The organism is Candidatus Avelusimicrobium stercoris (genome assembly GCF_002437085.1).
Classification (GTDB): Bacteria; Elusimicrobiota; Elusimicrobia; order Elusimicrobiales; family Elusimicrobiaceae; genus Avelusimicrobium; species Avelusimicrobium stercoris.
In genome coordinates this window covers 1-22,515 of the sequence record NZ_DJOA01000007.1, presented here as the reverse complement: position 1 = coordinate 22,515, position 22,515 = coordinate 1, and the positions used below count along the sequence as shown (strand labels likewise).

Annotated in this window: 17 protein-coding genes and 1 pseudogene; 12 read left to right on the top strand and 6 right to left on the bottom strand. The window is 48.2% G+C overall.

The features are described 5' to 3' along the window. Positions 1 to 363, top strand: coding sequence for a response regulator (locus B2118_RS00895; RefSeq protein ID WP_428052508.1), 363 nt, complete (start codon positions 1 to 3; stop codon positions 361 to 363). 62 nt (positions 364 to 425) lie between these two features. On the opposite strand, the gene B2118_RS00890 is transcribed toward B2118_RS00895, so the two are convergent. The 3 genes from B2118_RS00890 to B2118_RS00880 all read right to left on the bottom strand — a co-directional run bounded on the left by B2118_RS00890 (position 426) and on the right by B2118_RS00880 (position 5,007). Beyond that, positions 426 to 2,441 (bottom strand): sulfatase-like hydrolase/transferase, encoded by a 2,016-nt coding sequence (locus tag B2118_RS00890; protein ID WP_428052506.1) that lies wholly within the window; start codon positions 2,439 to 2,441, stop codon positions 426 to 428. 389 nt (positions 2,442 to 2,830) lie between these two features. After that, positions 2,831 to 3,937: an LptF/LptG family permease gene (locus B2118_RS00885; RefSeq protein ID WP_428052504.1), complete on the bottom strand. Its 1,107-nt coding sequence runs from the start codon at positions 3,935 to 3,937 to the stop codon at positions 2,831 to 2,833. Then, positions 3,913 to 5,007 carry an LptF/LptG family permease gene (locus tag B2118_RS00880; protein WP_428052502.1) on the bottom strand — a complete coding sequence of 365 codons (1,095 nt, stop codon included), beginning with the start codon at positions 5,005 to 5,007 and terminating at the stop codon, positions 3,913 to 3,915. The genes B2118_RS00885 and B2118_RS00880 overlap by 25 nt, the downstream gene beginning before the upstream one ends. Positions 5,008 to 5,125: 118 nt before the next feature. On the opposite strand from B2118_RS00880, the gene B2118_RS00875 reads away from it, so the two are divergent. The 3 genes from B2118_RS00875 (at position 5,126) to B2118_RS00865 (ending at position 12,676) form a co-directional block, all read left to right on the top strand. Next, positions 5,126 to 6,298 carry a hypothetical protein gene (locus B2118_RS00875; RefSeq protein ID WP_428052500.1) on the top strand — a complete coding sequence of 391 codons (1,173 nt, stop codon included), beginning with the start codon at positions 5,126 to 5,128 and terminating at the stop codon, positions 6,296 to 6,298. Between the two features lie 86 nt (positions 6,299 to 6,384). Then, entirely contained in the window at positions 6,385 to 11,946 is a 5,562-nt protein-coding gene (locus B2118_RS00870; protein WP_428052498.1) for a hypothetical protein, read from the top strand. Position 11,947: 1 nt separating this feature from the next. Next, positions 11,948 to 12,676 (top strand): ComF family protein, encoded by a 729-nt coding sequence (locus B2118_RS00865; RefSeq protein WP_428052497.1) that lies wholly within the window; start codon positions 11,948 to 11,950, stop codon positions 12,674 to 12,676. A gap of 1 nt (position 12,677) precedes the next feature. Here the strand turns inward: B2118_RS00865 and B2118_RS00860 are convergent, their stop codons facing one another. From B2118_RS00860 to radC, 3 genes are read right to left on the bottom strand one after another with little or no spacing between them, the layout of a single operon-like run. Next, positions 12,678 to 13,211: a hypothetical protein gene (locus B2118_RS00860; RefSeq protein ID WP_428052495.1), complete on the bottom strand. Its 534-nt coding sequence runs from the start codon at positions 13,209 to 13,211 to the stop codon at positions 12,678 to 12,680. Further along, positions 13,208 to 14,497 (bottom strand): serine dehydratase subunit alpha family protein, encoded by a 1,290-nt coding sequence (locus tag B2118_RS00855; RefSeq protein ID WP_428052493.1) that lies wholly within the window; start codon positions 14,495 to 14,497, stop codon positions 13,208 to 13,210. Before B2118_RS00855 ends, B2118_RS00860 begins: the two co-directional genes overlap by 4 nt. Position 14,498: 1 nt before the next feature. After that, a complete protein-coding gene (gene radC / locus B2118_RS00850) occupies positions 14,499 to 15,179 on the bottom strand; it encodes a RadC family protein (protein WP_428052491.1) in 681 nt (226 codons plus the stop codon). A gap of 76 nt (positions 15,180 to 15,255) precedes the next feature. On the opposite strand from radC, the gene lpdA reads away from it, so the two are divergent. The 8 genes and pseudogenes from lpdA to B2118_RS00810 all read left to right on the top strand — a co-directional run. After that, positions 15,256 to 16,626 (top strand): dihydrolipoyl dehydrogenase, encoded by a 1,371-nt coding sequence (gene lpdA, locus B2118_RS00845; RefSeq protein WP_428052489.1) that lies wholly within the window; start codon positions 15,256 to 15,258, stop codon positions 16,624 to 16,626. After that, the gene (locus B2118_RS00840; protein ID WP_428052487.1) at positions 16,623 to 17,333 is read left to right on the top strand and encodes an RNA methyltransferase; all 711 of its coding nucleotides are present in this window, start codon (positions 16,623 to 16,625) and stop codon (positions 17,331 to 17,333) included. Before lpdA ends, B2118_RS00840 begins: the two co-directional genes overlap by 4 nt. A gap of 61 nt (positions 17,334 to 17,394) precedes the next feature. Further along, positions 17,395 to 18,507 carry a butyrate kinase gene (gene buk / locus B2118_RS00835; protein ID WP_428052485.1) on the top strand — a complete coding sequence of 371 codons (1,113 nt, stop codon included), beginning with the start codon at positions 17,395 to 17,397 and terminating at the stop codon, positions 18,505 to 18,507. Positions 18,508 to 18,537: 30 nt separating this feature from the next. Beyond that, on the top strand, positions 18,538 to 19,455 hold the full coding sequence (locus B2118_RS00830) for a phosphate acyltransferase (RefSeq protein WP_428052483.1): 918 nt from the start codon (positions 18,538 to 18,540) through the stop codon (positions 19,453 to 19,455). A gap of 41 nt (positions 19,456 to 19,496) precedes the next feature. Continuing rightward, positions 19,497 to 20,792, top strand: coding sequence for a peptidoglycan DD-metalloendopeptidase family protein (locus B2118_RS00825; RefSeq protein WP_428052481.1), 1,296 nt, complete (start codon positions 19,497 to 19,499; stop codon positions 20,790 to 20,792). Continuing rightward, on the top strand, positions 20,782 to 21,351 hold the full coding sequence (locus B2118_RS00820; protein ID WP_428052479.1) for an ATP/GTP-binding protein: 570 nt from the start codon (positions 20,782 to 20,784) through the stop codon (positions 21,349 to 21,351). The genes B2118_RS00825 and B2118_RS00820 overlap by 11 nt, the downstream gene beginning before the upstream one ends. A gap of 3 nt (positions 21,352 to 21,354) precedes the next feature. Beyond that, the gene (locus B2118_RS00815) at positions 21,355 to 21,918 is read left to right on the top strand and encodes an ATP/GTP-binding protein (RefSeq protein ID WP_428052477.1); all 564 of its coding nucleotides are present in this window, start codon (positions 21,355 to 21,357) and stop codon (positions 21,916 to 21,918) included. Between the two features lie 298 nt (positions 21,919 to 22,216). Next, positions 22,217 to 22,324 (top strand): annotated as a pseudogene (locus B2118_RS00810) (SEC-C metal-binding domain-containing protein); the annotation flags it as partial. Between the last annotated feature and the right edge of the window lie 191 nt (positions 22,325 to 22,515).

Below are 22,515 nucleotides of genomic sequence, written 5' to 3'. Positions count from 1 at the left end.
ATGTTAAAAATCGCATTAGTGGACGATTCTGTTATTTTGCGCTCCGCCATTAAAAATGTGCTGGAATCTTCCGGCTTTGAAGTGGCTTTTGAAGCGGGCGGTTCGGCGGAGTTGTTTTCCAAACTGGAAGGCAGCGGCGTAGGGCTTATCTTGCTGGATGTGTTCTTTCCTACGGAAAACGGCCTGGATATCTTGGCGAAACTTAAAAAAATGGCCCCGCAGGTAAAAGTGCTGATTGTAACGGGGTTAAGGCAAGATTCTATTTTGGAAGAAGCCGAACGGTTGGGCGCAAATGGCGTGCTGTATAAGCCGTTTGACACGGACGATTTGCTGTCGGCCATAGACCGCGTAAGCCGTTCTTAAAACCGTTTGTTTAATTTTACGCCAACAACTAACAAACCCCGGGCGCGTGAGCCCGGGGAGTTTCATTTTTCTTCCAATTTATGAGCCAAATTAGTTAGCATTGCTCCTAATGGATGTATTTCTGGGGCTTGGCTCATAATATTTTCTAATTTTTGTATGTCAATATCTTTTTTGTTTAAAGGAACTTTTTGTTCAAAATCGTTAGCGGAAAATATTTCTAGTTGATTTAAACTATTAGGTTGTAAAAGAACGAAATAATTTTCATCTGCAAAGACTACATCTCTTTTGAAACAACGATAATCAACAAAACAACCAGAGGATATGACCACACGGCCCGATTGGTCTGAAAACAAACTCTTTCCAGTAAAATCTTCTTTTTGATAAACCAATGTGTCTTTTGAAAGTAAAGAAGCCAAATGCAAAATAGTTGGGATAATATCAGTGGTACTGACATATCTTTTTTGATTGTTTTTAAAGTTTTGCCAATTTTCTGCTGGAATTTTTTTTATTATGCTTGGCGGAATATACCAAATGAAGGGGACCCGGATAGATTCTTGGTGCATATCCTGGTTATGAAAATAAGAACCGTGTTCGGCAAACCCTTCTCCGTGGTCCGAAGTTATAATTATAATTGTATTTTCTAAATTTATATTTTTAAATAATTGATTTTCCAAATGGCTTAAATAATATATTGCGTTGTCGTAGCAGTTTACTGATGTTTGTGGCCAATTTTTACGTTCAGTTTCACACGGTTGATAAGGTGCAAAATTTTCCTTTTGATAATAAGGAAAATGCATACTATTGGCGTGAAATACACCTACAAATTGAGGATATTGGGCTAGTAATTGCAAAATATGCTCAACGGCTATTTTGTCGTCAGTATAGTCCAAAGAGTCTTTAATCCCGGCATCATCTGCCGTACTCCATAGATGTTTCATATTGAAAGAAAGTAAAAAATCCTTTATGTTTGCCCAATTTTTACTGGAAGTCAAAACATAAAAGGAAAAAAAGTGTTTTGGGAAAAAATCCCATAATGTTAGAGAATCCTTGATAAAAGACGGATGCCTTTGCGGCCCTTGGCTAGTAAAAATGGAAGGGATAGCCGTATCTGTATAATTGGCAGGGGATAATGCTTGAAAGACAAAAGATTTTTTATAAAAATCAGCAAGGGCAACGTCTGGGTTGCGCTTATATCCATATATTCCTAAATTACTAGCACGTAAAGCATCGTTTACCACAACTAAGAGATTAAAAGGAATATCAGGCGCTTGGTAATTTTCATATTTCTGTTGGGCTTTATCGGTTTGTTTAAGACTTTTATTTCGCATTGGTGTGAAGAAACTATTAAAGGCCTGAATAATGAACTGGCTATCAAAACAAGTTTTGTGTAAATAATCTTTTGCGGGCCCAATTAAAGTAAATACACCAAGGCAGACAATTATTCCATAACCTAAAATGGTACTTTTAAGATTTTTTGATTTTAATTTAATGAAAAAGCATATGAAAGAAATGAGAGTTGCTGAACCCCAAATGTAAAAAGTACGCGTAAAAAGTTGTGTTGGATTGTACTTTAAACACCATTTGATTTGTATTACCCATAAAACAAGAATTGGAATAATGAAAAAATATTTTTTAAATAAAAAAAATGGTTTAGGAGTTGTTGTATAATCTCCAAAGGTTTGTTTTAGCATTTGATAAGAATATAAAGCGAATATAATGGTTGGGCATATGATATATAGCCAATATGGTAAAAGTTGCATCTTAAGAATTGCAAATAAAAAACGTGGTTCGTGTGTTAAGGCTGTTATTAGTTGTGCGGAAATAAAAGAAGCATAGTTTTGATAGTAGAAAAAATTAAGTATAGGGAAAAGAACTAATATTGCAATAAAAGACAGCGTTAATCTGCTGCAACGATATAAAAAACAGCCAGATAAAAAAAAGGAAAAGATGGTATAACTAGAAAATGAAAAAATTACAGAAAAGAGTGTCCAAAAAGTAATTGTGTGAGCATTTAAATAAAGGTCTAATAATAGAAAGAGTAATGTTACGCTTCCTGCCCAAATAAAATTTTTTTTCATTAATTTTTCTCCTTGTGTTTGTGTATCTCTTTTTGGCAGGAAAATAGAGCACTATGTCGGTACAAGCAGAGTAGGCAAAAGCGAGGCAAACAAAAACGGCTGCTATATTTGCGCTAATCCTAGTAACCCAAATAATAACAGCCGTGGCCTTCTGCCATATAAAATATGGCAGAAAGCACTCAGCACGGAACAAACGGGTAATTAGGCCGTTTATTCCGTGCTTAAAACGACTGTTTTTGGACTAGGATTATGCCACCGGTATCCCGGCAGCGCACCATATTCTGCATACGGTTCCAAAAACAGATGCAAATTTTATCCTAAACGTAACTGGTTTAGGGCAGTTTTACAACTAAAACTATTATAAAAACTTTTGCGCGCTTTGGCTAGTGTTATAACTTCATCCACTTAAATTCAAAAAATACTACCGCGCCGAAAACAATAACGGGTCCCCAGCCCGCAATAAAGGGGTTGATGTAGCCATTTTCGCCAATGGACGTAAACATAGACATCAGCCACCAAAACGTAAATGCAATCACCATAGAAGCGATAATGTTTACGATTTTGCTTTTACGGCGCACGCTGATAGCAAAGGGCATCCCGAGCAGGCACATAATTACCGTTACAAACGGTGTAGCCAAGCGGGATTGGCGCATTGTTTCCGTGGCGTAGTGCGCAAGCCCGCTTTGTTTATAAAAATTGATACGTTTGGTTAAATCCCGTATGCTTAACAGTTTATCTTCCACTTTGTTGACGGACATTTCGTCCGGGCGGAGGCTGACGGGGGAATTTTCCTGCTCAAAGTGTTGTTCGGTGGTGTCCATTTCGTCCACGAAGGTACGCTTAATGCCGTTGGAAAACAGCCAGTTTTTAGTGTCCTTATCCCACACCATTTGGTCGGCTACAATTTGGTCCGCAATGTCCCAGGCGTCGTTGTAAGAATCCAGCGAAACTTTTGTCATTGTGCCCTTCTTCAAATCCACTTCTTTGGCAAAGAGCATTTGCGTAGGGGAAACCTTTATCACAACGTCATATTCCGTGTCCGGGTTGAAATTGTCCGAGGGACTGATGCGCGTGTAGTAAATTTTGTCGGCTTTTAGGTTGAGGGGCGGCACAACAAACTCTTGCATAAACATAGTGCCAGCCACCACAATTAAAATGCACATAATAACGGGTTTAAACAGTTGGCGCGGGGCAAAGCCGCCCGCCACGCAGGCCGTCCACTCTCCGTTGGAAACCATTTCGGAAATGACGGAAATCGCACCCAGCAGGCAGGCCACGGGCATAATGGTTGTCAGCCAGTTGGGAAAGGTCGCCAGCGAGTAGGAAAGCAAATCCAAAATAGTGGTGGTGCCGTTGCTCAAATTCTTCATTTTTTCAAAGGTGTCGCCCAGTACCACCAGCGTGGTAAACACGCCCAGTGCAAAGAAGAACGGCCCCCAAAACTTTTTGGCAATATAATTGTAAATGCGCATTAAATATTTAACCTCTTCTTCCACAGGTAATAAGCCGCGCCTATGCCCGCAAAGATAGGCAGCCACGGGCCGGGATAGGCCAAAAAGCCGTATTTTTTACCGAGCGAAAGGCCTAACGTCATTAACAGATAAAAGGAAAAAATGATAATTACGCTAAACAGCATCCCCCAGCCCTTGTTGGTGCGTTTTCCCAAAGAAAAGCCAATCGGGCAACTGACAAATAATAAAATAATGGGCGACAAGGCCAGCACATTGCGCATACTGATTTCGGTTTTGTATTCGTTGACGGTTTCCTCGTCAAGCGGCATAGCGCGCAGGCGGCGCAAGAGTTTGGTGGTGCTCATTTCCCCTACGCGCAAACGGCGGGTTTGCGCCTTTAACAGGGAAATGCTCATTGTGTAATCGTCAAAATTGGCGGCGATAATAGATGATTGGTCCTTTTCGTCCAAGCGTTGCATTTGTCCGTCTTTTAGTTGTAGGCCGATAGCGGTATCGGTTAAAATCACTTTGCCCGTGGCGGCGTTCACCTTGGTGGAAAGCGCGCCGCTGTCCGCCTTTTTAATCAGGTGAATCATATGCGCCACGTCGGTTTTGTTATCCAAATCCTCTAAATACAAATCCCACTCGCCCAAGTTCAAGAAGGTTTTGGGCTCCAAGTTTACCTTGGTAATTTTACTGCGGGCTTCGTTGCGGCGGTTTAAAAATTGCTTGTAACTGCGCGGGGTCAGCCAGTTGCCCATAATTACCAAAATGACAGATAAAATAACGGCGCAGAACAGAAGCGGGCGGACAATTTCCTTAAACGAGAACCCCGCCGCGCGCAGGGCAATCAGTTCACCGTGTTCGCTCATATTGGTCAGCGTAAGCAAAATAGCGATTTGAAAGGCCATCGGCGCACTTAAACAAAGCACATCGGGCATAATGTTTAAAAGAGAAGAGACAATCCACATAAAACTGGTGCCGTACGTCATAGCCATATCCAGCACGCGGATAAAGTGGTTCATAAAGATAACAAACGTCAAAATACCCAGCACGCCGACAAAAAAGGTCAGCAGGCTTTTGGCGATGTATTTGGTAAAAATGCTGATGTGCATATATCTTATTCTAACAAAATATAACGTAAGCCGGGGGAGAAATTGGTCCAAAGTGCCCAGGCGCGCTTGGGACCTTTGGCCCTGGCAGAAAGGACAAACGGAAATATATAATAAAAATATGAGAGTTTTTACTTTATTTGTTTGTTTATTATTTATTGCGCCCAGTGCGTTTGCGCAGAAGTTCTCGTTCCTAAAACGGGTCTTTTCCGCGCGTAAGGCTGTGGAAGCGCCTGTTAAAGCGCCGAAAGTGCCCTTGCCCAACGTTGCGGCCGTAGAGGTGGCCGTTCGTCCGGTAAAATTGCCTAAGGTGGTTCCGCCACACGTTTGGCGCGCTCCGGTGGTGTCCGCCCTTACGCCTGAAATTAAGGCCGTCGTGCCTCATTATACTTCGGCCCGGACGGCGCTTATCAGCGAGGTGGGAAAAGTCCACCCGGCAGAAGCGCATATTGGGGCCTCTTTGTTGGAAGCCCATAACATTTTTACGGGTGCTTTAATCGGCAGTGGCTTTGTTGTCCGCTCGGGCAGCGGGCGGTTGTATGCGGTGCTATCCTACCACGTGGTAGGTGGCGTGGGTGGTATGGTCCATTTGCGTTTGTTTAATGAAAAAGGCGAATCCCGGGATTATGACCGCTTGTTTGTGTCCGCGGCCGGGGCATTTGGCATTAACTCGCCTGATTCTTCTATTGTGGAACTTCCGCTGGACGCGGCCGATTTTGTCAAACCGCTCCACCTGGCTAAACAGTCCCCTAAACCGGGGGATAAACTGGCCGCTTGGGGCAGCCCCTATGCAGTGCAAGGGTTGGCGCGCCTGGACAGTTTGAGGCTCGTGAACGGGGAAGGCCTTAAACTGACGATGCAGAGCGAGCACACTCCCTTTAAGTTGGATGGATTTTGCGGCAGCCCGGTACTTAATGAGGCGGGCGAAGTGGTGGGTATTATTGACGGGTTTAATCACGACGCGTACCACTATTTTGCCGCCAACGCGCGCTTTACATTGCCGTGGCTGATTGGCAATTACGAGCAAAATATGATTCCAATGTTGGAATATAAACTAAACGGACGCACTGCCTTTTGGGTATCGTCCGGCGAGAGCGTGGGCGAAGTGCGGTTGTTAAATGCCCGCGGCAAGGTAAAGGAAAAGGTCTATCTGCCCGGTTATCCGCTCCCCTTTGACCCAGCCAAACTGGAAGCATTATTCCCGCAGGCCAAAGCCGGGGATGCGTTGGAATTTGACATTTTAAGGCACCGGGAAGTGTTCCGCACCGTTACAGTGGATATAGGGCGTCCGTAGGTGCTTTTCCCCCTAATTTAAAAGGAAGCCGACGAGGCTTCCTTTTTCGTGCCCCGCCGTCAAAACAAATATTATAAAATGAAACAATGAGGCTTTATCCCCTGATTAAACTGCTGCGCCAAGCCTTGGCTGTTCTGCTTATCCTGCAATTTACGTTCGCTCTCCCGGCGGGCGCGCAGTCGCTTCCGTACCGGTTGGTGGATACAGACCAGTACGATATTTTTAGGGAAGACCAGCAAGCCAAAGAGGAAGAAAAACTGGCCTTGGAGGACCCGCCCGACGATGCAAACCTGTTAAAATACTCCAATGAGTTTTGGCGGCAGGCGGTTACGTCCGTAGAGGGGGCTTATAAACTGGATAAAGAGCCTGAGCCCATCCCCGATTTAACGCTTTTAAACCCCACCTTGTCCTTGCCCTTGTACGGCACGAGTATCGCGCTTACGGGCCGCTATGTGCTGGGCTTTAAAATGGCGGTTAAAAAATATAAGAAAGACGACAACAACAGCGTGGACGAACGCAGCGACAGCAGTTTTGAAATGGACCAGCAGTTGCAGTTAAAAATGCAGGGTAAAATTTTGGAACGCGTGTTTGTGGATATTGACTACGACGACCAACGTGAAGAGGAAAAGAGTATATCCGTAGCCTACCGTGGCAAGCCGGGGGAACTGGTGCAACTGGCCGAGTTCGGTGATATCAATTTGTCCCTGCCGCAGACGGAATTTATTGCGTATGAAAAGCAACTCTTCGGTGCCAAAATGCACTTACAGCACCAAAATGCCAACCTCTATTTAATCGGTTCGCAAACCAAGGGTTCCAGCAAACAAAAGCAATTCGTGGGCAGCAGCGTGGCGGAAATCGTTTCCTTGGCGGATAAAGACTACATCCGCCGGACATATTACGATTTGACCTTCGGCGGAAACGTGCCCGACGGGGCGCGCGATACCACCTTGGACGACGCCTATTCCCAATGGCGGGCGTATATCGGTTCCATTTCCCCGGGTTCGGAAGAAATTTATTTGGATAACAACGATACATCCTCCGATTATGTGCCCGTAACCTTAAACGCTGAGGACTTTTTGGGCGGTTCCACCTATTCCGCCAAGTGGGAACTTTTAACCCGCGGTACGGACTATACCGTGGACTACGCAAGCGGTATTATTACCTTTAAACGCACTATTAAGGCCGAAAGTGTGCTGGCGGTGGACTACCGCGGCACCACGGGTAACCAATTAAGCGGCTTTAACGGCTCCAATACCATTAAATTAATCAAAACCGAAAACGACCAAACCACCCTTTCGGGCACCGACCAAACCGCTACCAAAATGGAATTAAAGACCTATTACAATATCGGCGCGCAAAAGATTACGTCCGATAACGGAAAGGGCAACTTTATTTTGCAGTTGCAGGACGCAAACGGCCAAGCGGTTACGGACCCCAAATATTTGTATCCTACCAGTATTATTATGGATTTTGATACGGGTATCTTCCATTTGCAAAACCGTTTGAACGACCCGGGGCTCTATGGCACAACGCCGACGTCTTCCAAAAATATGACGTTTAAAATCCAGTACGAGTCCACGGTTAAAACCTATTTTATTGAGGCGGACATTGTCGTCCAGTCCGAAACCGTCAAACTAAACGGCCGTACCTTAACGCGCAATAACGATTATTACATTGACTATACCTCCGGCTTTATCACCTTTTACAAGGGTGATGAAATTACCGAAAATTCCACCATTGATATCACCTACGATACGACCAACGGTTCCAACTCCAACAACTCCGTAATGGGGGGTAGGCTGGACTATAAACTTTTTGACAAAATTGTAATGGGGGCCACCGTGCTGAAAGAAGGCGGCGATAAACCCACCACCGTCCCGCAGGTGGGCGATTACTCCAAAGACCTTTTGGTCTATGGGGCGGACATCAACGGGAAGGATATTAAACTGGCGGAACCCTTGTCTGTGGATTTCAGCGCGGAAGTAGCCAAGAGCAGTAAAAAGCAAAACCTGTTCGGTTATGCAATGATTGACAGTATGAACGAAACCAACGAACAGGTGGCGGGCTCGCGCGTATTTAGGGACTGGATTATTGCTTCTAACCCCAGCGGCAAAACCTCGTTCTGGGATTCTATCCATTGGGACACGCAGGATTTGCCATCCTTGGAAATTAACCCGCACTCCATTGCCGATTACAACGACAAACAGCAGGTGCTTGTCATTGATTACGACTTTACCAAGGGCGTAAATTTTGACGGACGTGATGAGGTTTCTATCGTTTATCCGCTTAGCACCAGCGGCTTGGATTTATCCACTAAAACCTCGTTTGAACTGACAATGCTGGGCGAGACGGGTGGGCCGCAGGTAAACTTTGCCTTTGGTAATATTTCGGAATATTCGGATAATTCTACGGGTATGGAAACCCAGTGCAGCGGTGGCGTGCTGGCTCCTAAGACGGAAGATGTATATTGCCGCAACAGTTTGGCGCCGAACGAGGATATTGGCTGGCTGTTCACGGACCCGGACGGTACCGAACACCGCTATAACCCGTTTGTAAATAACGTCTATAACCCCGAATCCCAGCCCAACGGGCGCATTGATACGCAGGATTTAAACGGCAACGGCAAGTACGATACAGAAAGTATCCCTTCTCAGGGTAATTTCGGTTTTGCGGGGGCTTCTATCCCCGGGCTGGTGGGTAACGTGGCCGATAATACCACGTGGCAGACCTTTACCGCTCCCTTAACCATTAACGATAAAAGCGAGTGGACGGCGGTGCGCCATTTGCGCATTACGCTTAAAAAGGGTACTAAATTAAAGGGGCAAATTAAAATCGCCAATGTGGCCTTGTCTGGCACGGCTTGGAACCCGCAGGAAGGGATTTCCCCGTCCGTGTTTTCCGCCGCGGGCATTAATAACGTGGATAACGCCAATTACGAGCCTATTTTTGCGGACCGCACGGGCGACGGCAGAGAGGTGTTTAACTATTTGTACGGCTCCTTGGATAATTACAAAAAGTCCACCGGTTCCGCCAATGCGCTGGACCAATCCTTAAACCTTAAATTTAATACTGCCGCCTTGGGTGATAGCGAAGAGGTTTATGCCAACCGCAACTTTTCCACAATGGATTTCAGCCAGCACCGTGAGGTGCGCTTTCTGCTTCACGGGGCAATGCAGCAGGGAACCGATATTCCCTTAAATCAAGACGGTACGGAATTTTTCTTAAAAGTCGGCACGGAAAGCAATTACGATAAAGTCGTGGTGCCGACCAACTTTAACGGTTGGCGGCTTATTTCCTTAAAAATGGTGGATTCCAACGGGGACGGCATTGCCGACACCCTGCAAGACGTGTCCGACCCGTCCTATAATGTGCGGGTGGAGCCAGTGCGTTCGTCCAACGGCATTTTAAACTTCCAAGAGGTCAGTTTGATTTTGGCGGGGGTGCAAAAGGAAATCCATTATGCTTATACTCTTGAACGGGGAGAAGATAGCGAGACCGTTTTTTCCCGTAGTAAGATTTTACAACCGGGCCTAACTCTTTACAAAGATGAGAATTTTACTATTGTTGCTGGAACTATAAAGACAACCATTCTTCAACAAGAAGGTGTTTATCAGATAATCCTATCAAATAATGAGACCTATACTGCAAAATTCGATCAAGAAAAGCCAACGCTTGGCAGCCAAGGCGAAGTATGGCTCAACGTCATCCACTTGGCGGGCGCCATTACCAAAGAGGGCACGGCTTACAAGGGCGATGTAGTTGTAAAGTTGGACGAGTGGGGCAGCGCGGGGGCCAAGTACAAATACCAAGACAGTAATTTTGAAACGCCCCTTTCCGTTGCCAAAAACCAAGAGGTTACCCAACAGGAATATTTTGTTAAGGTAAACAAAATTAAAGAGTTTCCAATGGAAGCCAATTTGACTAAATCCAGCACGGTTACGCCCTTGATTACGGACTCCAAGGATTACAACACCGTCAGCCTGTTAGATAAGGGCAAGGTGGACCGCCAAAGCACAATGGTGCGCGGGGATTTTATTAAGGAAAATTTGCCCAAAATCGGTTTGGAATATACTACGGACCAAGTAAAATACGACGTAATGAAGCGCAAAGACGACGCCCGCACCTACGGGGCGACCCTTTCGCACACGGCGGGTTCTTTCAAAAATATTTCCGCCGGATACCACATTACCGACTCGTCCATAGACTACGACCGCAGCAAACACTTGGAATCCGCCAATTATTACAATACGGACGAAAACACGCAAAAAATGAATATGAAGGTAACGTACCAGCCCAATAATTCGTTTACCTTTACGCCCAGTTACAGTTTAAGCAAAAGCAAAGAGGACCGCACGCAGTATTCGTCCGCATCCCAGCAGGATATCAGTTACCCCAAGGCCCTCACGCAAAACACGGGCTTTAACAGCACTTGGAAGATTAATAAATGGCTGGCTCCGTCTGTCAGTTACAACATCAGTACGCAGGAAAACAATAACTTAAACGCCAAAACGCTGACTGCCTCCGGCACGCGCGTAGAGGTGGGCGTGGGCGAAGTGAAAACCGTCAACCGTAACGCGGACGGCGGCGTTTCCTTAACGCTTAACGGCAACGAACTTTTGCCCAACAGCAAGTTGTTTAATACCTTTGTTATTTCGTCCAGTTACCGCATACAGGACGCCGATGCGTGGGCGGATGTGGACAGCGGGTTTGATTCCCGTAAGGCACTGTGGATTCGCGGCGGTTCGTTAAAAGACGTGGGCGATTATGGCTACCGCAAAAGTTTAATTCTGCGCGATACCTTTACCTCTACCCAGCGTTGGAGCCCGCTGGCCCGCTACGAAATGGGTGGCGCAGCGTCCCCGTTTAAAACGATTTCGCTTATTAACAACTTTACCAAAACTTTACAGTCCAACGAGCAAACGGGTACATCATACGATTCCACCAGTTTGACCCTGCCGGATATGACGTTTTCCATTTCCGACTTGGAAAAATTCTTCTACGGCGGGCGTTGGTTCAGTTCGTCCAACTTAAAACTGCGTTACAGTTGGGTGGAACAGACCAACACGGGTACGGACGAACAATACACCAAGCAATACGGCGGGGATTTGCGCTTTATGCTGTTTAACTATTTTGATACGGTGCTTAATTATACGCGCAAGGATTCCGACAAAACCGATCTGCGCGCGGGCACCAGTTTGGAAACGGTGCGCGACAGCGATATTTCTGCCCAGACATCCTTTTATGTGGGGTCTCTGCGCGTAACGCCGAAAGTGCTGTATTCAGCGCACGATAAGTGGCTGGTGGCGGGTAAAATCAGCGAAAGCACCACCACCACTACGCCCAGTTTAAACCTGCGGTGGGACTTTAATATCCCGCGTGGCATTAAACTGCCGTTTGTGAACAAAATGTACAACGCCACCAACCGCGTGATTTGGAATACCACACTTACCTATACGGATAAAAAATCCCCGGTAGAGGTAAAGGACAACTACCAAATGTACGATGTTACCACATCGCTGGATTATGAAATGTCGCAGAACCTGCGTTTTACGCTCTCCGGCGGGCTGACGGTGCTCAACCACGCCTATGTGGAAACCGAGGATTATACCGCCTATAACGTGGCGGCCAACGTAACAATTCAATTTTAATATGAAATATGGCGCGGCATTTTTTAAACTTTTACTGCATTTCTTTTTGCCGCGCACTTGTTTTGCGTGCGGGTGTGATTTGCCTTGGAACGCAAAAGAACCCTTGTGTGCTTCGTGCTCGTCCCGTTTGGCCGCACCCGGGCCGTATATTTGCAAGCGGTGCGGGGCGGTGTTAAAGTACGGCGGGGCGCATTGTTTTGCCTGCCGGGGGAGCAAAGAACGGGAATACAAGTGCCGCGTGATTCGTTCCGCCTTTAAATTTAATCCCTCTTCCCGCGCACTGGTCCACGCGTTAAAATACGCACGGGCGGATTATTTGGCCCGTTATATGGGCGCGCAAATGGCGGTGCGTTATAAAAACTACCCGGAACTGGCGGAGGCGGAAGTAGTAATGCCGGTGCCGCTTTTCCCTAAAAGAAACCGTACGCGCGGCTATAACCAAAGCGAACTGTTAGCGGAAAATTTTGCCCCGCGGGTGGGTTTAACGGCAGATACCAAAAGTTTGGTGCGTATTAAAAATACGGTTAGTCAAACCACCTTGGGGCGTATGGGCAGATTAGCCAATATGAAGGGGGCCTTTGCGTGCAAAAATCCGGCGGACGTAAAGGGCAAAACTGTTTTGTTAATTGACGACGTTGCCACCACAGGGGCCACATTAGAGGGGTGTGCCGTGGCCTTAAAAGCGGCGGGCGCCAAAAAGGTAATGGCCTATACCTTCGCCCGGGAATAGTTTAATGCGGGAAATGCTTCTCAAATTTCTGTATAAGTTCTTCCGCGGAGTCTCCGGCCTGGAAGGGCAGTTCCGCTATGCCGCGTACTTTTAACTCCGTTAGCAACGCTTCGCGGTCTTTTTTAGACAAAAAGCCGAAGTTTTGCATTTTGTGCGAGCAAAAATTCCCCGTTACTAAGATTAATACAGTTTTCAACTTGTTTCCCCGTCCGCAGTACACTAGCCGATCGGCTAGGTAAAACGCCTTTACTTCCGGCCATAAAAGGCTGTATTTTTTGGCGGGTTTGCCCGTCGTTTCTACTTGTTTCCACGCTATATGATCCGGATAAATTTTACATACGGCCGGGGAAAAAAAGATAAGCGTAAAAACATAAATGCTTACCGCCATACTGAGAATATAGATAAAAAGCAATTCCCGGCTGTGAAATAAGCATACGGTCAGCGTAATCATCCCCAGCACGAGCAGGCACCCCAAGAATTTATTAAAAATATTCTGGTGGAAGGAGAAGATTAGTTCGTTATCCCTGCGCTTCATTTATTGCATTTCTCCTGCATAATATTTACAATCATCGGGTCCACGCGGCTCATCCCCACGGTGGAAATACTGCCCAAGTTTTGAATCGTCTCTTCTGCCGTGTGCCCGACAAAGCCCTCCACTTCCGTAATGCCGTAGTCGTGTATTGCCATATAGGCGGCGCGGATAGCCGCATCGGTGGAACTGACCACCTTTAAGGCGCAACCGCTTTTGGCGCCGTCGCACAGCATACCGCCAATGTCGCTAATAATATTGTTAATCGCCAGCGTAACGGCTGGCACGCAGTTGTCGCGTTGTTGGTACGTAATGGCCGCCGTGGCCCCTACGCCCGCGGCAATCGCACAGCCGCAAATGGGCGCCAGTTCCCCGGTAAACACCTTTACATAGCCGTTTAATAAGTGCGAAAGGGCAATGCTTTTTAAAATGGTGGTTTCTTCCACTTCCATTTCCTTGCCCACCTTCCACGGAACCAAAATGGTTACTACCCCTTGGTTGCCCGATTCCCCGCTGGCCATAACGGGCACGGCTTGCCCGTCCATACGCGCATCGGCGGCGCAGGCGGTCAAAATTTTGGTGGAAGAAATTAAATCCATTTGCAGAAGTTTCTTGCGGACGAGTTCCTTGATGTAAAAGCCTACTTTTTGCAACGCTTGGCCCAGTTCGGCCGCCTTTAAATTCATTTCTACGCCTTTTTTGATATATTTTAAATCTTCTTCGTCCGCGTTATCGGCGGCGTTTAATAAATCCTGCAAGGTGGCGTTTTTTAACGCCTGTTTAAAATCGTGCGCCTTTTGGGCGTGGTTTTCAAGCGGCAAATGGTTTACTTTTATTTCGTTTCCACACGATAAATACGCCACGTCCGTATGGCTGCCCGCAATAATACACTTGGCGGTTTTATGGTTTTTGCCCGTTAGCGTACAGGCAATGTAAAAGCCGTGCGCCTGCGGGGCGACTTCCATAGTTACCTTATGTTTTTTGAGCATTTCCTTGGCGCGGGCTAAAATGGTTTTGTCGGCGGCAGATAAAATTTCCATATTTAGTTCCGGCCTGGCCAGCAAAATCCCCATTGCGCCGGCTAATAGATTGCCCTTTTCTCCGTCCGTGTTCGGTATTCTCACGCCCATACCGTTTTTGTAGGTGCCCGCGTCTAACTGAAATTCGGCCTTTTCTATTTCTCCGCCCAATTCCTTGGCGGCATATGCGGCGCATAACGCTACGGAAACGGGTTCTGTGCACCCCATTGCCGGATAAACTTGGTATTTTAGCACTTCCTTTAAAATGTTCATATTATATCTTCCCATTGGCCTTTAAACTGTAATGCGACCCTTTGCCGATAATAATGTGGTCGTGTACCGAAATGCCAAACAGTTCCGCCGCCCGCACCACATCGCGCGTGAGTTCAATGTCCTCCTGCGAGGGCGAAGCGTCGCCCGACGGGTGGTTGTGCACCAAAATAATGGCCGGAGCCTTGGCCGCTAGGGCGCACTCTACAATTTTGCGCGGCGATACGGCCACCCGGTCAATCAGTCCCGAGGCGATAACTTCCGTGCCCATAACGGTATTGCGCACGGAAAGATAAATAATTTCTAAACACTCTTCCTGCTTTCCGGCCAGCGAGGCGTTGCAATATTCCAGCACCTGCTGCGGCGTGCGGATAGTTACGCGCTCTTTTACTTCCGAGAGCGAATACTTTTTAAACACCGCGCGGATTAATTTTAAAAACTGCGCGGTAGCGGGGCCCACCCCATTTACTTGCGAAAGTTGGTCCGGGTCCGCGTCCAGCACGGCGGCCAACGAGCCGAATTTTTTAAGCAATGCCCAAGCAATCGGTTTGGTGTCTTTGCGCGGCACGGCATAGGTCAAAAGCAGTTCCAGGGTTTCGTGGTCCAGGAAACTGTCCAACCCCGCCGAGGCGAATTTTTCACGGATGCGTTCACGGTGTCCGATGTAAGAAGGGTTATTTGGCATAGTGTTTCTCGTTTTTTATTATACTGTTTTTAATGCTAGAATAAATATAATCAAAATGCCGTATAAGGGGGAAATTATGAAAAATATCGTTGTAATCGGCGGCGGCCCGGCGGGGTATCCGGCCGCGTTAAAGGCGGCTTCTTTGGGGGCCAAGGTTACGCTGGTGGAAAAAAACAAAGTCGGCGGGGTATGTTTAAATTGCGGCTGTATTCCGTCCAAATCTTTATTGGATGCGGCGCACCGCTTCCACACGGTTAAAACCATTTCCGTCTTGTGCGCGTACGGCGCACAGGAACAGGCGGATAAACTGTTTAGTCTGTTAGATTGGGGAAAAATCCAGGCCCGCCAGCGCGCGGCCACGCGCAAACTGACGCAAGGGGTGTCCTTTCTGCTTAAAAAGGCGGGGGTGGAAGTAATAAACGGGGAAGCCTCTTTTGTAAACGAACATACCGTAAATGTAAAAAAAGCGGACGGCACGGAACAGCAACTGGAAGCGGACGGCATTATTTTAGCCGCCGGGTCCGAAGCGTTTTTTCCGGCTCCGTTTGACCAAATAAAGGATAAAATTTACGACAATTCCACCATTTTTGATATGCCGCAGCTGCCCAAGGAAATAGTGATTGTGGGCGGGGGAGTAATCGGCTGTGAAATGGCCGATTTTATGAACGAGTTGGGCGTAAAGGTAACCATTGTGGAAATGCAGCCGCGTTTGTTGCCGCTGGAAGACGAAGGCGCGGCCCGCGTGCTGACCCAAGCGTTTGGCAAGCGGGGCATTAAACTTTGTACGGGTACAAGCGCAACGGGTATAACTTATGAAAACGGTGTCTATACGCTTACGCTTTCCAACGGGCAAACCATAACAGCAGATGCTGTTTTAGCGGCCATTGGGCGCAGCGTAAATTTAAGCGCGCTTAAAATGGAAAATATCGGCGTAACCTGGACCCGCAAGGGCGTGCAGGTAAATCCGCAAACCTTGCAGTTAAAGGGGAATATTTACGCAGTCGGCGATGTAAACGGCCTCTTCCAATTAGCGCACGCGGCCAGCCGGCAGGGCGAGGTGGCGGCTTCCAACCTGTGCGGCGTTCCGGCGGTTTATCACAACGAAAGCGTGCCGCGCGCCATTTACACATCGCCCGAAATTGCTTCTATGGGTCTTACGCGCGCGCAGGCCGAAGCCAAGGGGTTGCCCGTTAAAACCCATAAGGCCTTTTTGCTGGCCAACGGCCGCGCCGTAGCGCAGGACCAAACCGAAGGATATTACGAACTTATCAGCAACGCGCAAACCGGGGAATTATTAGGCGGCGTGTTTGCGGGCGCACACGCGGCGGAACTTATCCACGCCGTCAGCGTAGCCTTGGCCGCCAAAATGACGGTGGCGCAGTTAAAGGAAGTTATTTTTGCCCACCCCACCTTTGCCGAATCTATCGGGGAGGCCTTAAACAGATGAACCCCATTAGCATTGTGTTGGTACGCCCGCGCGACCCCAATAACATTGGGGCCTGCGCGCGGGCAATGGGCAATTTCGGCTTGTCCGATTTACGCGTGGTGGACCCATACGAACCCGTCTGGCGGGAATCCGTCAGCGCGGTGGGCGTAAATGACATTATGCAGCAAGCCAAGCGGTGCGACACCTTGGATGAAGCCTTGCAAGATGCCACGTTTTCTATGGCTTCCACCGCCATTAAAAACCGGGAAATCAAGCAGGAAATTGTCCCCTTGCCTTCTCTCAACGAACGCTTACAAACCGCCCCAAAAGGGCGCGTAGCCTTGGTGTTTGGCAACGAAAAGAGCGGCCTCTCCGGCGAGGATATTGAACGGTGCGATGTGGTGCTGAATATTCCTACGGCTTCCAAACAGCCGTCCATCAATTTGGCCCAAGCCGTTATTTTAACCTGTTATGAACTTTCCCGGCGGCCCGGTTTTAAGGCTATCCGCCGCCCCGGGCAGGCGCCCGAAGCGCCTACGGACGCGCAAAAGGAAATTTTTATTTCGTCTGCGGACGTACTATTTGAAAAATCCGGCTTTAAGACCGATTTTTCTTCGGACCAGCGCAAAGCGCTCCTGCGTCATATGCTTTCCCGCCAAGGGTTAAGCCGGGAGCAGTTGTTTTTCTTAAAAAAATGGGCGGACAAGTTATCTTCCAAGTTGCCGTAAATCGTCCGGCCAAAGGCCGCTATATTTGTTAAAATATAACTAATGCTTACAGGGGGCGCAAATGGATTACAACATCCTAGTTATTAACCCGGGGTCCACCTCGGACGATATTGGCTACTACCGCGGCAATACGCCCGTGTTTGAAGTTACTGTTCGTTATTCGCTGACCGATTTGGAGCCCTACGAAGGCAAAAACGTTACCGAACAGTTGCCCCTGCGCCGCAAACTGATTTTGGATTACCTGCTAGACCACAAGGTTCCGCTCAAAGAAATTGATGCGGTCATTGGCCGCGGCGGCTTTATCCGCTCCGTAGAGGGCGGCGTGTATGCTGTAAACGACCAAATGGTAAGCGACTTGGAAACCGGCCGCTATGGTGGAATACACCCCAGTAATTTAGGCGGCATTTTGGCGCGCGAAATCGCCCAATATGCAGGATGCCCCAGTTTTATTGCCAACCCGGTGGTTATTGACGAACTCCAACCCGTTGCCCGCTATTCGGGTATGCCCGAAAATCCGCGTATTTCCATTTTCCACGCATTAAGCCAAAAACGCGTGGCGCGTTTAATTGCGGGGAAGTTGGGCAAACCATATGAGAAAATGAATTGTATCGTTTGCCACGGTGGCGGCGGCATTACCGTCGGTGCGCACCGCGAGGGGAAAGTCGTAGATGTAAACAACGGCTACGAGGGCGACGGCCCGATGACCCCGCAGAGAAGCGGCGGTACGCCCAACTCTGGCTTGGTGCAGATGTGTTATTCGGGCAAATATACCTTGCGTGATATGCGCCTAAAACTGCGCGGCAAGGGCGGACTGGTGGCCTATACGGGCACGTCCGACGTAAAAGATTTGGAAGAATTTATCCGCACGGGCGAAAAACGCCCCGGCTCCCTCATTTGCTGTACGCGCGAGGAAGCCAAACTGGCCGAGGACGCAATGATTTACCAAATTGCCAAATACATTGGGGCAATGGCCGTTGTGCTGGAAGGAAAAGTGGATTTTATTGCGCTTACGGGCGGGCTGATGAACAGCAAATATATCCCGCAGGCCATTAGCACGTATGTCAGTTGGATTGCCCCGGTATATGTATTCCCGGGCAGCGAGGAAAAGGACGCCCTGCGCGAGGCCGCCCGCCGCGCGCTGGATAATCCCAAGATTGTAAAGAAGTACAGTTGATTTAAAAGTTATTCTTGTAAGGAGATAAATATGAAATTCAAAAGTTTTGCCGATTTGATTGAACAAGTAAAAGGGAAATCAAACCGTGTAGTAGTGCCGGGCGCGAACAATAAAGAAGCGCTGACGGCTATCAAAATGGCCGACCAGAACGGCCTTATTTCCCACGGTATTTTGATTGGGCCGCTGGCCGCCGTCAAACAAACCGTAGCCGAAGTGGGTTTGAACGACAGCAAATTTGAATATATTGACTGCGAAGACGTCCCCACGATGTGCAAATTAGCCGTGGACCAAATCTTGGCCGGCAAAGGCGACTTTTTGATTAAAGGCCTCGTGGATACCAAGTATTATATGAAGGCGATTTTGAATAAAGAAGCCCACTTGGTGCCGGAAGGGGCGCTCTTGTCCCACTTTGTGCTGTTCAGCACGCCGAAATACCACAAACCCTTTGCGGTAACCGATTCCGCCGTGGTCATTGCCCCGACCTTGGAACAAAAGGCCAAAATCATCCAGAACGCCGTCAACACGATGCACAAACTCGGTTTGGAAACGCCGAAAGTGTCCTGCGTTTGCCCGGTGGAAAAAGTAAACGAAAAAATCCCCTCTACTGTGGATGCGGCCGCCTTGGCGCAAATGAACGCGGAAGGGAAAATCACCGGCTGCACGGTGGAAGGTCCGTACGACTTGTACATTTCTCTCTCGCCTGAACGCGCCGCTGAAAAGGGCATTAAAGGCAAAGTGGTGGCCGGCGATGCTGATATCTTGATGTTGCCGGACTTGGACGCCGCTAACCCGCTCTATAAAGCCTTGGCCTTCTTTGGCGACCATATGGAAGCCGCGGCTGTGCTCGTGGGCCCGAAGATTCCGGTCATCTTGCCTTCCCGCGCCGATGACCCGAAAGTGAAACTCAACGCCATTGCGTTGTGCTCTTTCTTAAAGGACCAAAAATAGTTTATCAGGGGGCGGCTTAACGGCCGCCCCCTGCTGTGCTTATGAAAGAAAAATTCCTAGCCTTTATCCAGCAGCATTACCGCCGCTACCACGATATCTTGTTTTACACGCTCACCCTGTGCGTGATTATTGTGGCAACGGGGATGGCGTTGCACATTTCGCGCGTAAAAGACGAGCAGGAAAAAGAAAACCTCCGCGAGCGAGAAATCCCGGTGCAGGAATTTACCATTAAAGAAAAACCGATTTATGTAGCCTTGCAGGAAGCGGGTTTATCCAACCAAGAGGTGGCGCAAATTGTGGGCAAACTCTCCACGGTGGCCGATACGCGCAAACTGCAAAAGGGCGATGTTTATTCGCTCTCCGTGGATGCGGACGGGCACTTTATTATGCTACTGCTTACGCAGGGCTTTAAACGCTATTATGTAGCCAATGTGGCACACGTGGACGGCGCGCTGGTGGCCGGGGTAAGTGATGTGGAAATTAAAACCCGCATTAAAACCGCCGCCGGAAAGATTAAAGGCTCCTTGTTTAACTCTATGCTTTCCAAGGGGTTACAGGTGCCGCTTATTTTGGATTTTACGGATGCGTTTTCTTGGACGATTGATTTTAACACCGATACCCGCAACGGCGACGAATATGCCGCCTTGTGGGAGGAAAATTATACTTCCACGGGTGAAATAACCAGCCAGGATTTGCTTGCCGCTTCTTACAAAAGCGTTGAGGGCGGCACGACTTACGCCTTTTATTTTGAAGACGATTTCTATGACGAAACGGGCAAAATGAGCAAAAAAATGTTCTTAAAGTCGCCCATCAGTTTCCGCAATTACCGTATTTCGTCGCGCTTTTCCTATGGGCGGTTGCACCCTATTTTAAAAATCCGCCGCCCGCATTTGGGTATTGATTACGCCGCCCCCACGGGCACCCCGGTTCAGGCGGTGGCGGATGGAACGGTGAAAGTGGCCGGATACAAAGGCGGTTTTGGTAACTATGTGGAAATCCGCCACGCCAACGGCTATATGACCTCTTACGGCCATTTAAAGGGGTATGGCAAGGGCATTAAGGCCGGGGCCAAGGTCAAACAGGGGCAAACGGTCGGCTATGTGGGCAGCACGGGGCTTTCCACGGGGCCGCATTTGGATTTCCGCATTAAAGAAAAGAATAAATTTGTAGATTTCTTAAAGATGAAGAACCGCAATTCCACCGTGCGGGATATACCCAAAGAACAACGCAAAGAATTTGAGGACTTAAAAGTGCTATACTTAAAAGAATTAGAAGCAGCCCAAAAGGCGGCCCTTGCTCCCACAAAGGACGCCACGGAGGACAAAAATGAAGCATAAAAAAATCGCCATTACAGGCGGCCCCAACAGCGGCAAAACGACGGCTCTGTCGGTGCTGAAAGAAACTTTCGGCCCGCAGGTGGAACTCGTGCGCGAAGCCGCCACAATGATTTTTAGCGGCGGATTTCCGCGGCAGGACAACAGCCGCGCGCATATTGAAGCCGCCCAGCAGATTATTTTCGTAGCCACCAAGGAAATGGAAGAATTGGCGGAACAAACGTCCACGGCGCCCCTTATCGTGTGCGACCGCGGTACGGTGGACGCGTCCGTTTATTGGCCGGACGGCCCGGAAGCGTTTTTTGCGCATATGGGTACGTCTTTGGAGGCGGAACTCGCCCGCTACGACGCGGTGTTGCACCTGTCTCCGCCGTCCAACCCGGCCTTTTACCAATCCACGCACGTGCGCACGGAAACCTTGGATAAGGCGTTTGAAATTGACCGCAAAATTTTAAAAATGTGGGAAAAACACCCCAACCGCTTGGTAGTGGGCGGGACGGAACACTTTTTTGAAAAGGCGGAAGCCATTAAGAATTTTGTAGAAAAAATCATTAAAGGATAACTTATGAAAAAAATCGTTTTAACCGGCGGCCCCAGCGGCGGCAAAACCACGGCTCTTTCTATTTTGAAGGAAACCTTCGGTAACAAAATTGCCCTCGTGCAGGAAGCCGCAACCCTGATTTACAGCGGCGGTTTTCCGCGTAAGGACAACAGCCCCGTGCACATTGAACACGCCCAAAACATTATTTTTTACACCGTGCACCAGTTGGAAGAATTAGCCGAAAAAACCTCCAACGCCAAGGTAATGGTGTGCGATCGCGGATCTATTGACGGTGCCGTGTATTGGCCCAAAGGCCCGGAAGACTTTTTTAAGTCTATGCACAGTTCGCTGGAAGCGGAACTTGCCCGCTACGATGCCGTAATCCACTTATCCCCGCCGCCGGAGAAGGATTTTTACCAAGCCACCAACGTCCGCACCGAAAACTTACAGCAGGCGTTTGACTTGGATGACCGCATTTTGAAAATTTGGGAAAAACACCCCAACCGCTTGGTTATCCCGCGGGAAAAACATTATTTTGAAAAGGCGGAAATCATTAAGAATTTTGTAGAAAAACTTATTTCCGAATAATTAGGAGTTGTACATTATGTGGAATCCATTTAAGAAAAAAGAAGAAACAGCGGCCACTCCGGCCGAACCGGCTAAAAACGGTAAAAAGGAGTCTATTGAGGAGCGCATTGAACGGGAAATTGATTCTCTGCCCTCAATGATTAAAAGCAAATTGCAGGACCCGACCATTAAAAAGCGCTTTATTGATATCGCCAAACGTATGGAAAAGGACGGCGTGGATTTTAAGAGCATCCGCCAAATGAAGAAGTGGATGAAGAACCACGAAGCCGAACTCCGTGCGGAAAACGGCACCGCGCCCTCCAAGGTGGAAACGGTTGTCCACCAAGGGCCCAAAATCGGGCGCAACGACCCGTGCCCGTGTGGCAGTGGCAAGAAGTACAAAAAATGCTGTGGCGCCGGGAAATAACGGCTATTTAAGGTATTAAAACCGCCCTAGGGAATTTTTCCTAGGGCGGTTTTTTGTGGCTTGGGGGGCGCGGTGGGCTCGGCAAAGGTTCCAGTATGGCTTTTATTTTTATAACGGCCTTTTCCCTGCCGTCATCCCGTAGAGTTTTTATACGGGATCTGTTGTTGTCTTTCCGTCGTTCTTTTTAAAGG

Excerpts from the sequence above, each read along its gene's own strand:
- B2118_RS00830 (WP_428052483.1), top strand. The coding sequence starts at position 18,538 with ATGAAATTCAAAAGTTTTGCCGATTTGATTGAACAAGTAAAAGGGAAA.
- B2118_RS00875 (WP_428052500.1), top strand. The coding sequence starts at position 5,126 with ATGAGAGTTTTTACTTTATTTGTTTGTTTATTATTTATTGCGCCCAGT.
- B2118_RS00865 (WP_428052497.1), top strand. The coding sequence starts at position 11,948 with ATGAAATATGGCGCGGCATTTTTTAAACTTTTACTGCATTTCTTTTTG.
- B2118_RS00825 (WP_428052481.1), top strand. The coding sequence starts at position 19,497 with ATGAAAGAAAAATTCCTAGCCTTTATCCAGCAGCATTACCGCCGCTAC.
- lpdA (WP_428052489.1), top strand. The coding sequence starts at position 15,256 with ATGAAAAATATCGTTGTAATCGGCGGCGGCCCGGCGGGGTATCCGGCC.
- B2118_RS00880 (WP_428052502.1), bottom strand. The coding sequence starts at position 5,007 with ATGCACATCAGCATTTTTACCAAATACATCGCCAAAAGCCTGCTGACC.
- B2118_RS00820 (WP_428052479.1), top strand. The coding sequence starts at position 20,782 with ATGAAGCATAAAAAAATCGCCATTACAGGCGGCCCCAACAGCGGCAAA.
- B2118_RS00840 (WP_428052487.1), top strand. The coding sequence starts at position 16,623 with ATGAACCCCATTAGCATTGTGTTGGTACGCCCGCGCGACCCCAATAAC.
- B2118_RS00870 (WP_428052498.1), top strand. The coding sequence starts at position 6,385 with ATGAGGCTTTATCCCCTGATTAAACTGCTGCGCCAAGCCTTGGCTGTT.
- B2118_RS00815 (WP_428052477.1), top strand. The coding sequence starts at position 21,355 with ATGAAAAAAATCGTTTTAACCGGCGGCCCCAGCGGCGGCAAAACCACG.
- buk (WP_428052485.1), top strand. The coding sequence starts at position 17,395 with ATGGATTACAACATCCTAGTTATTAACCCGGGGTCCACCTCGGACGAT.
- radC (WP_428052491.1), bottom strand. The coding sequence starts at position 15,179 with ATGCCAAATAACCCTTCTTACATCGGACACCGTGAACGCATCCGTGAA.
- B2118_RS00860 (WP_428052495.1), bottom strand. The coding sequence starts at position 13,211 with ATGAAGCGCAGGGATAACGAACTAATCTTCTCCTTCCACCAGAATATT.
- B2118_RS00890 (WP_428052506.1), bottom strand. The coding sequence starts at position 2,441 with ATGAAAAAAAATTTTATTTGGGCAGGAAGCGTAACATTACTCTTTCTA.
- B2118_RS00855 (WP_428052493.1), bottom strand. The coding sequence starts at position 14,497 with ATGAACATTTTAAAGGAAGTGCTAAAATACCAAGTTTATCCGGCAATG.
- B2118_RS00895 (WP_428052508.1), top strand. The coding sequence starts at position 1 with ATGTTAAAAATCGCATTAGTGGACGATTCTGTTATTTTGCGCTCCGCC.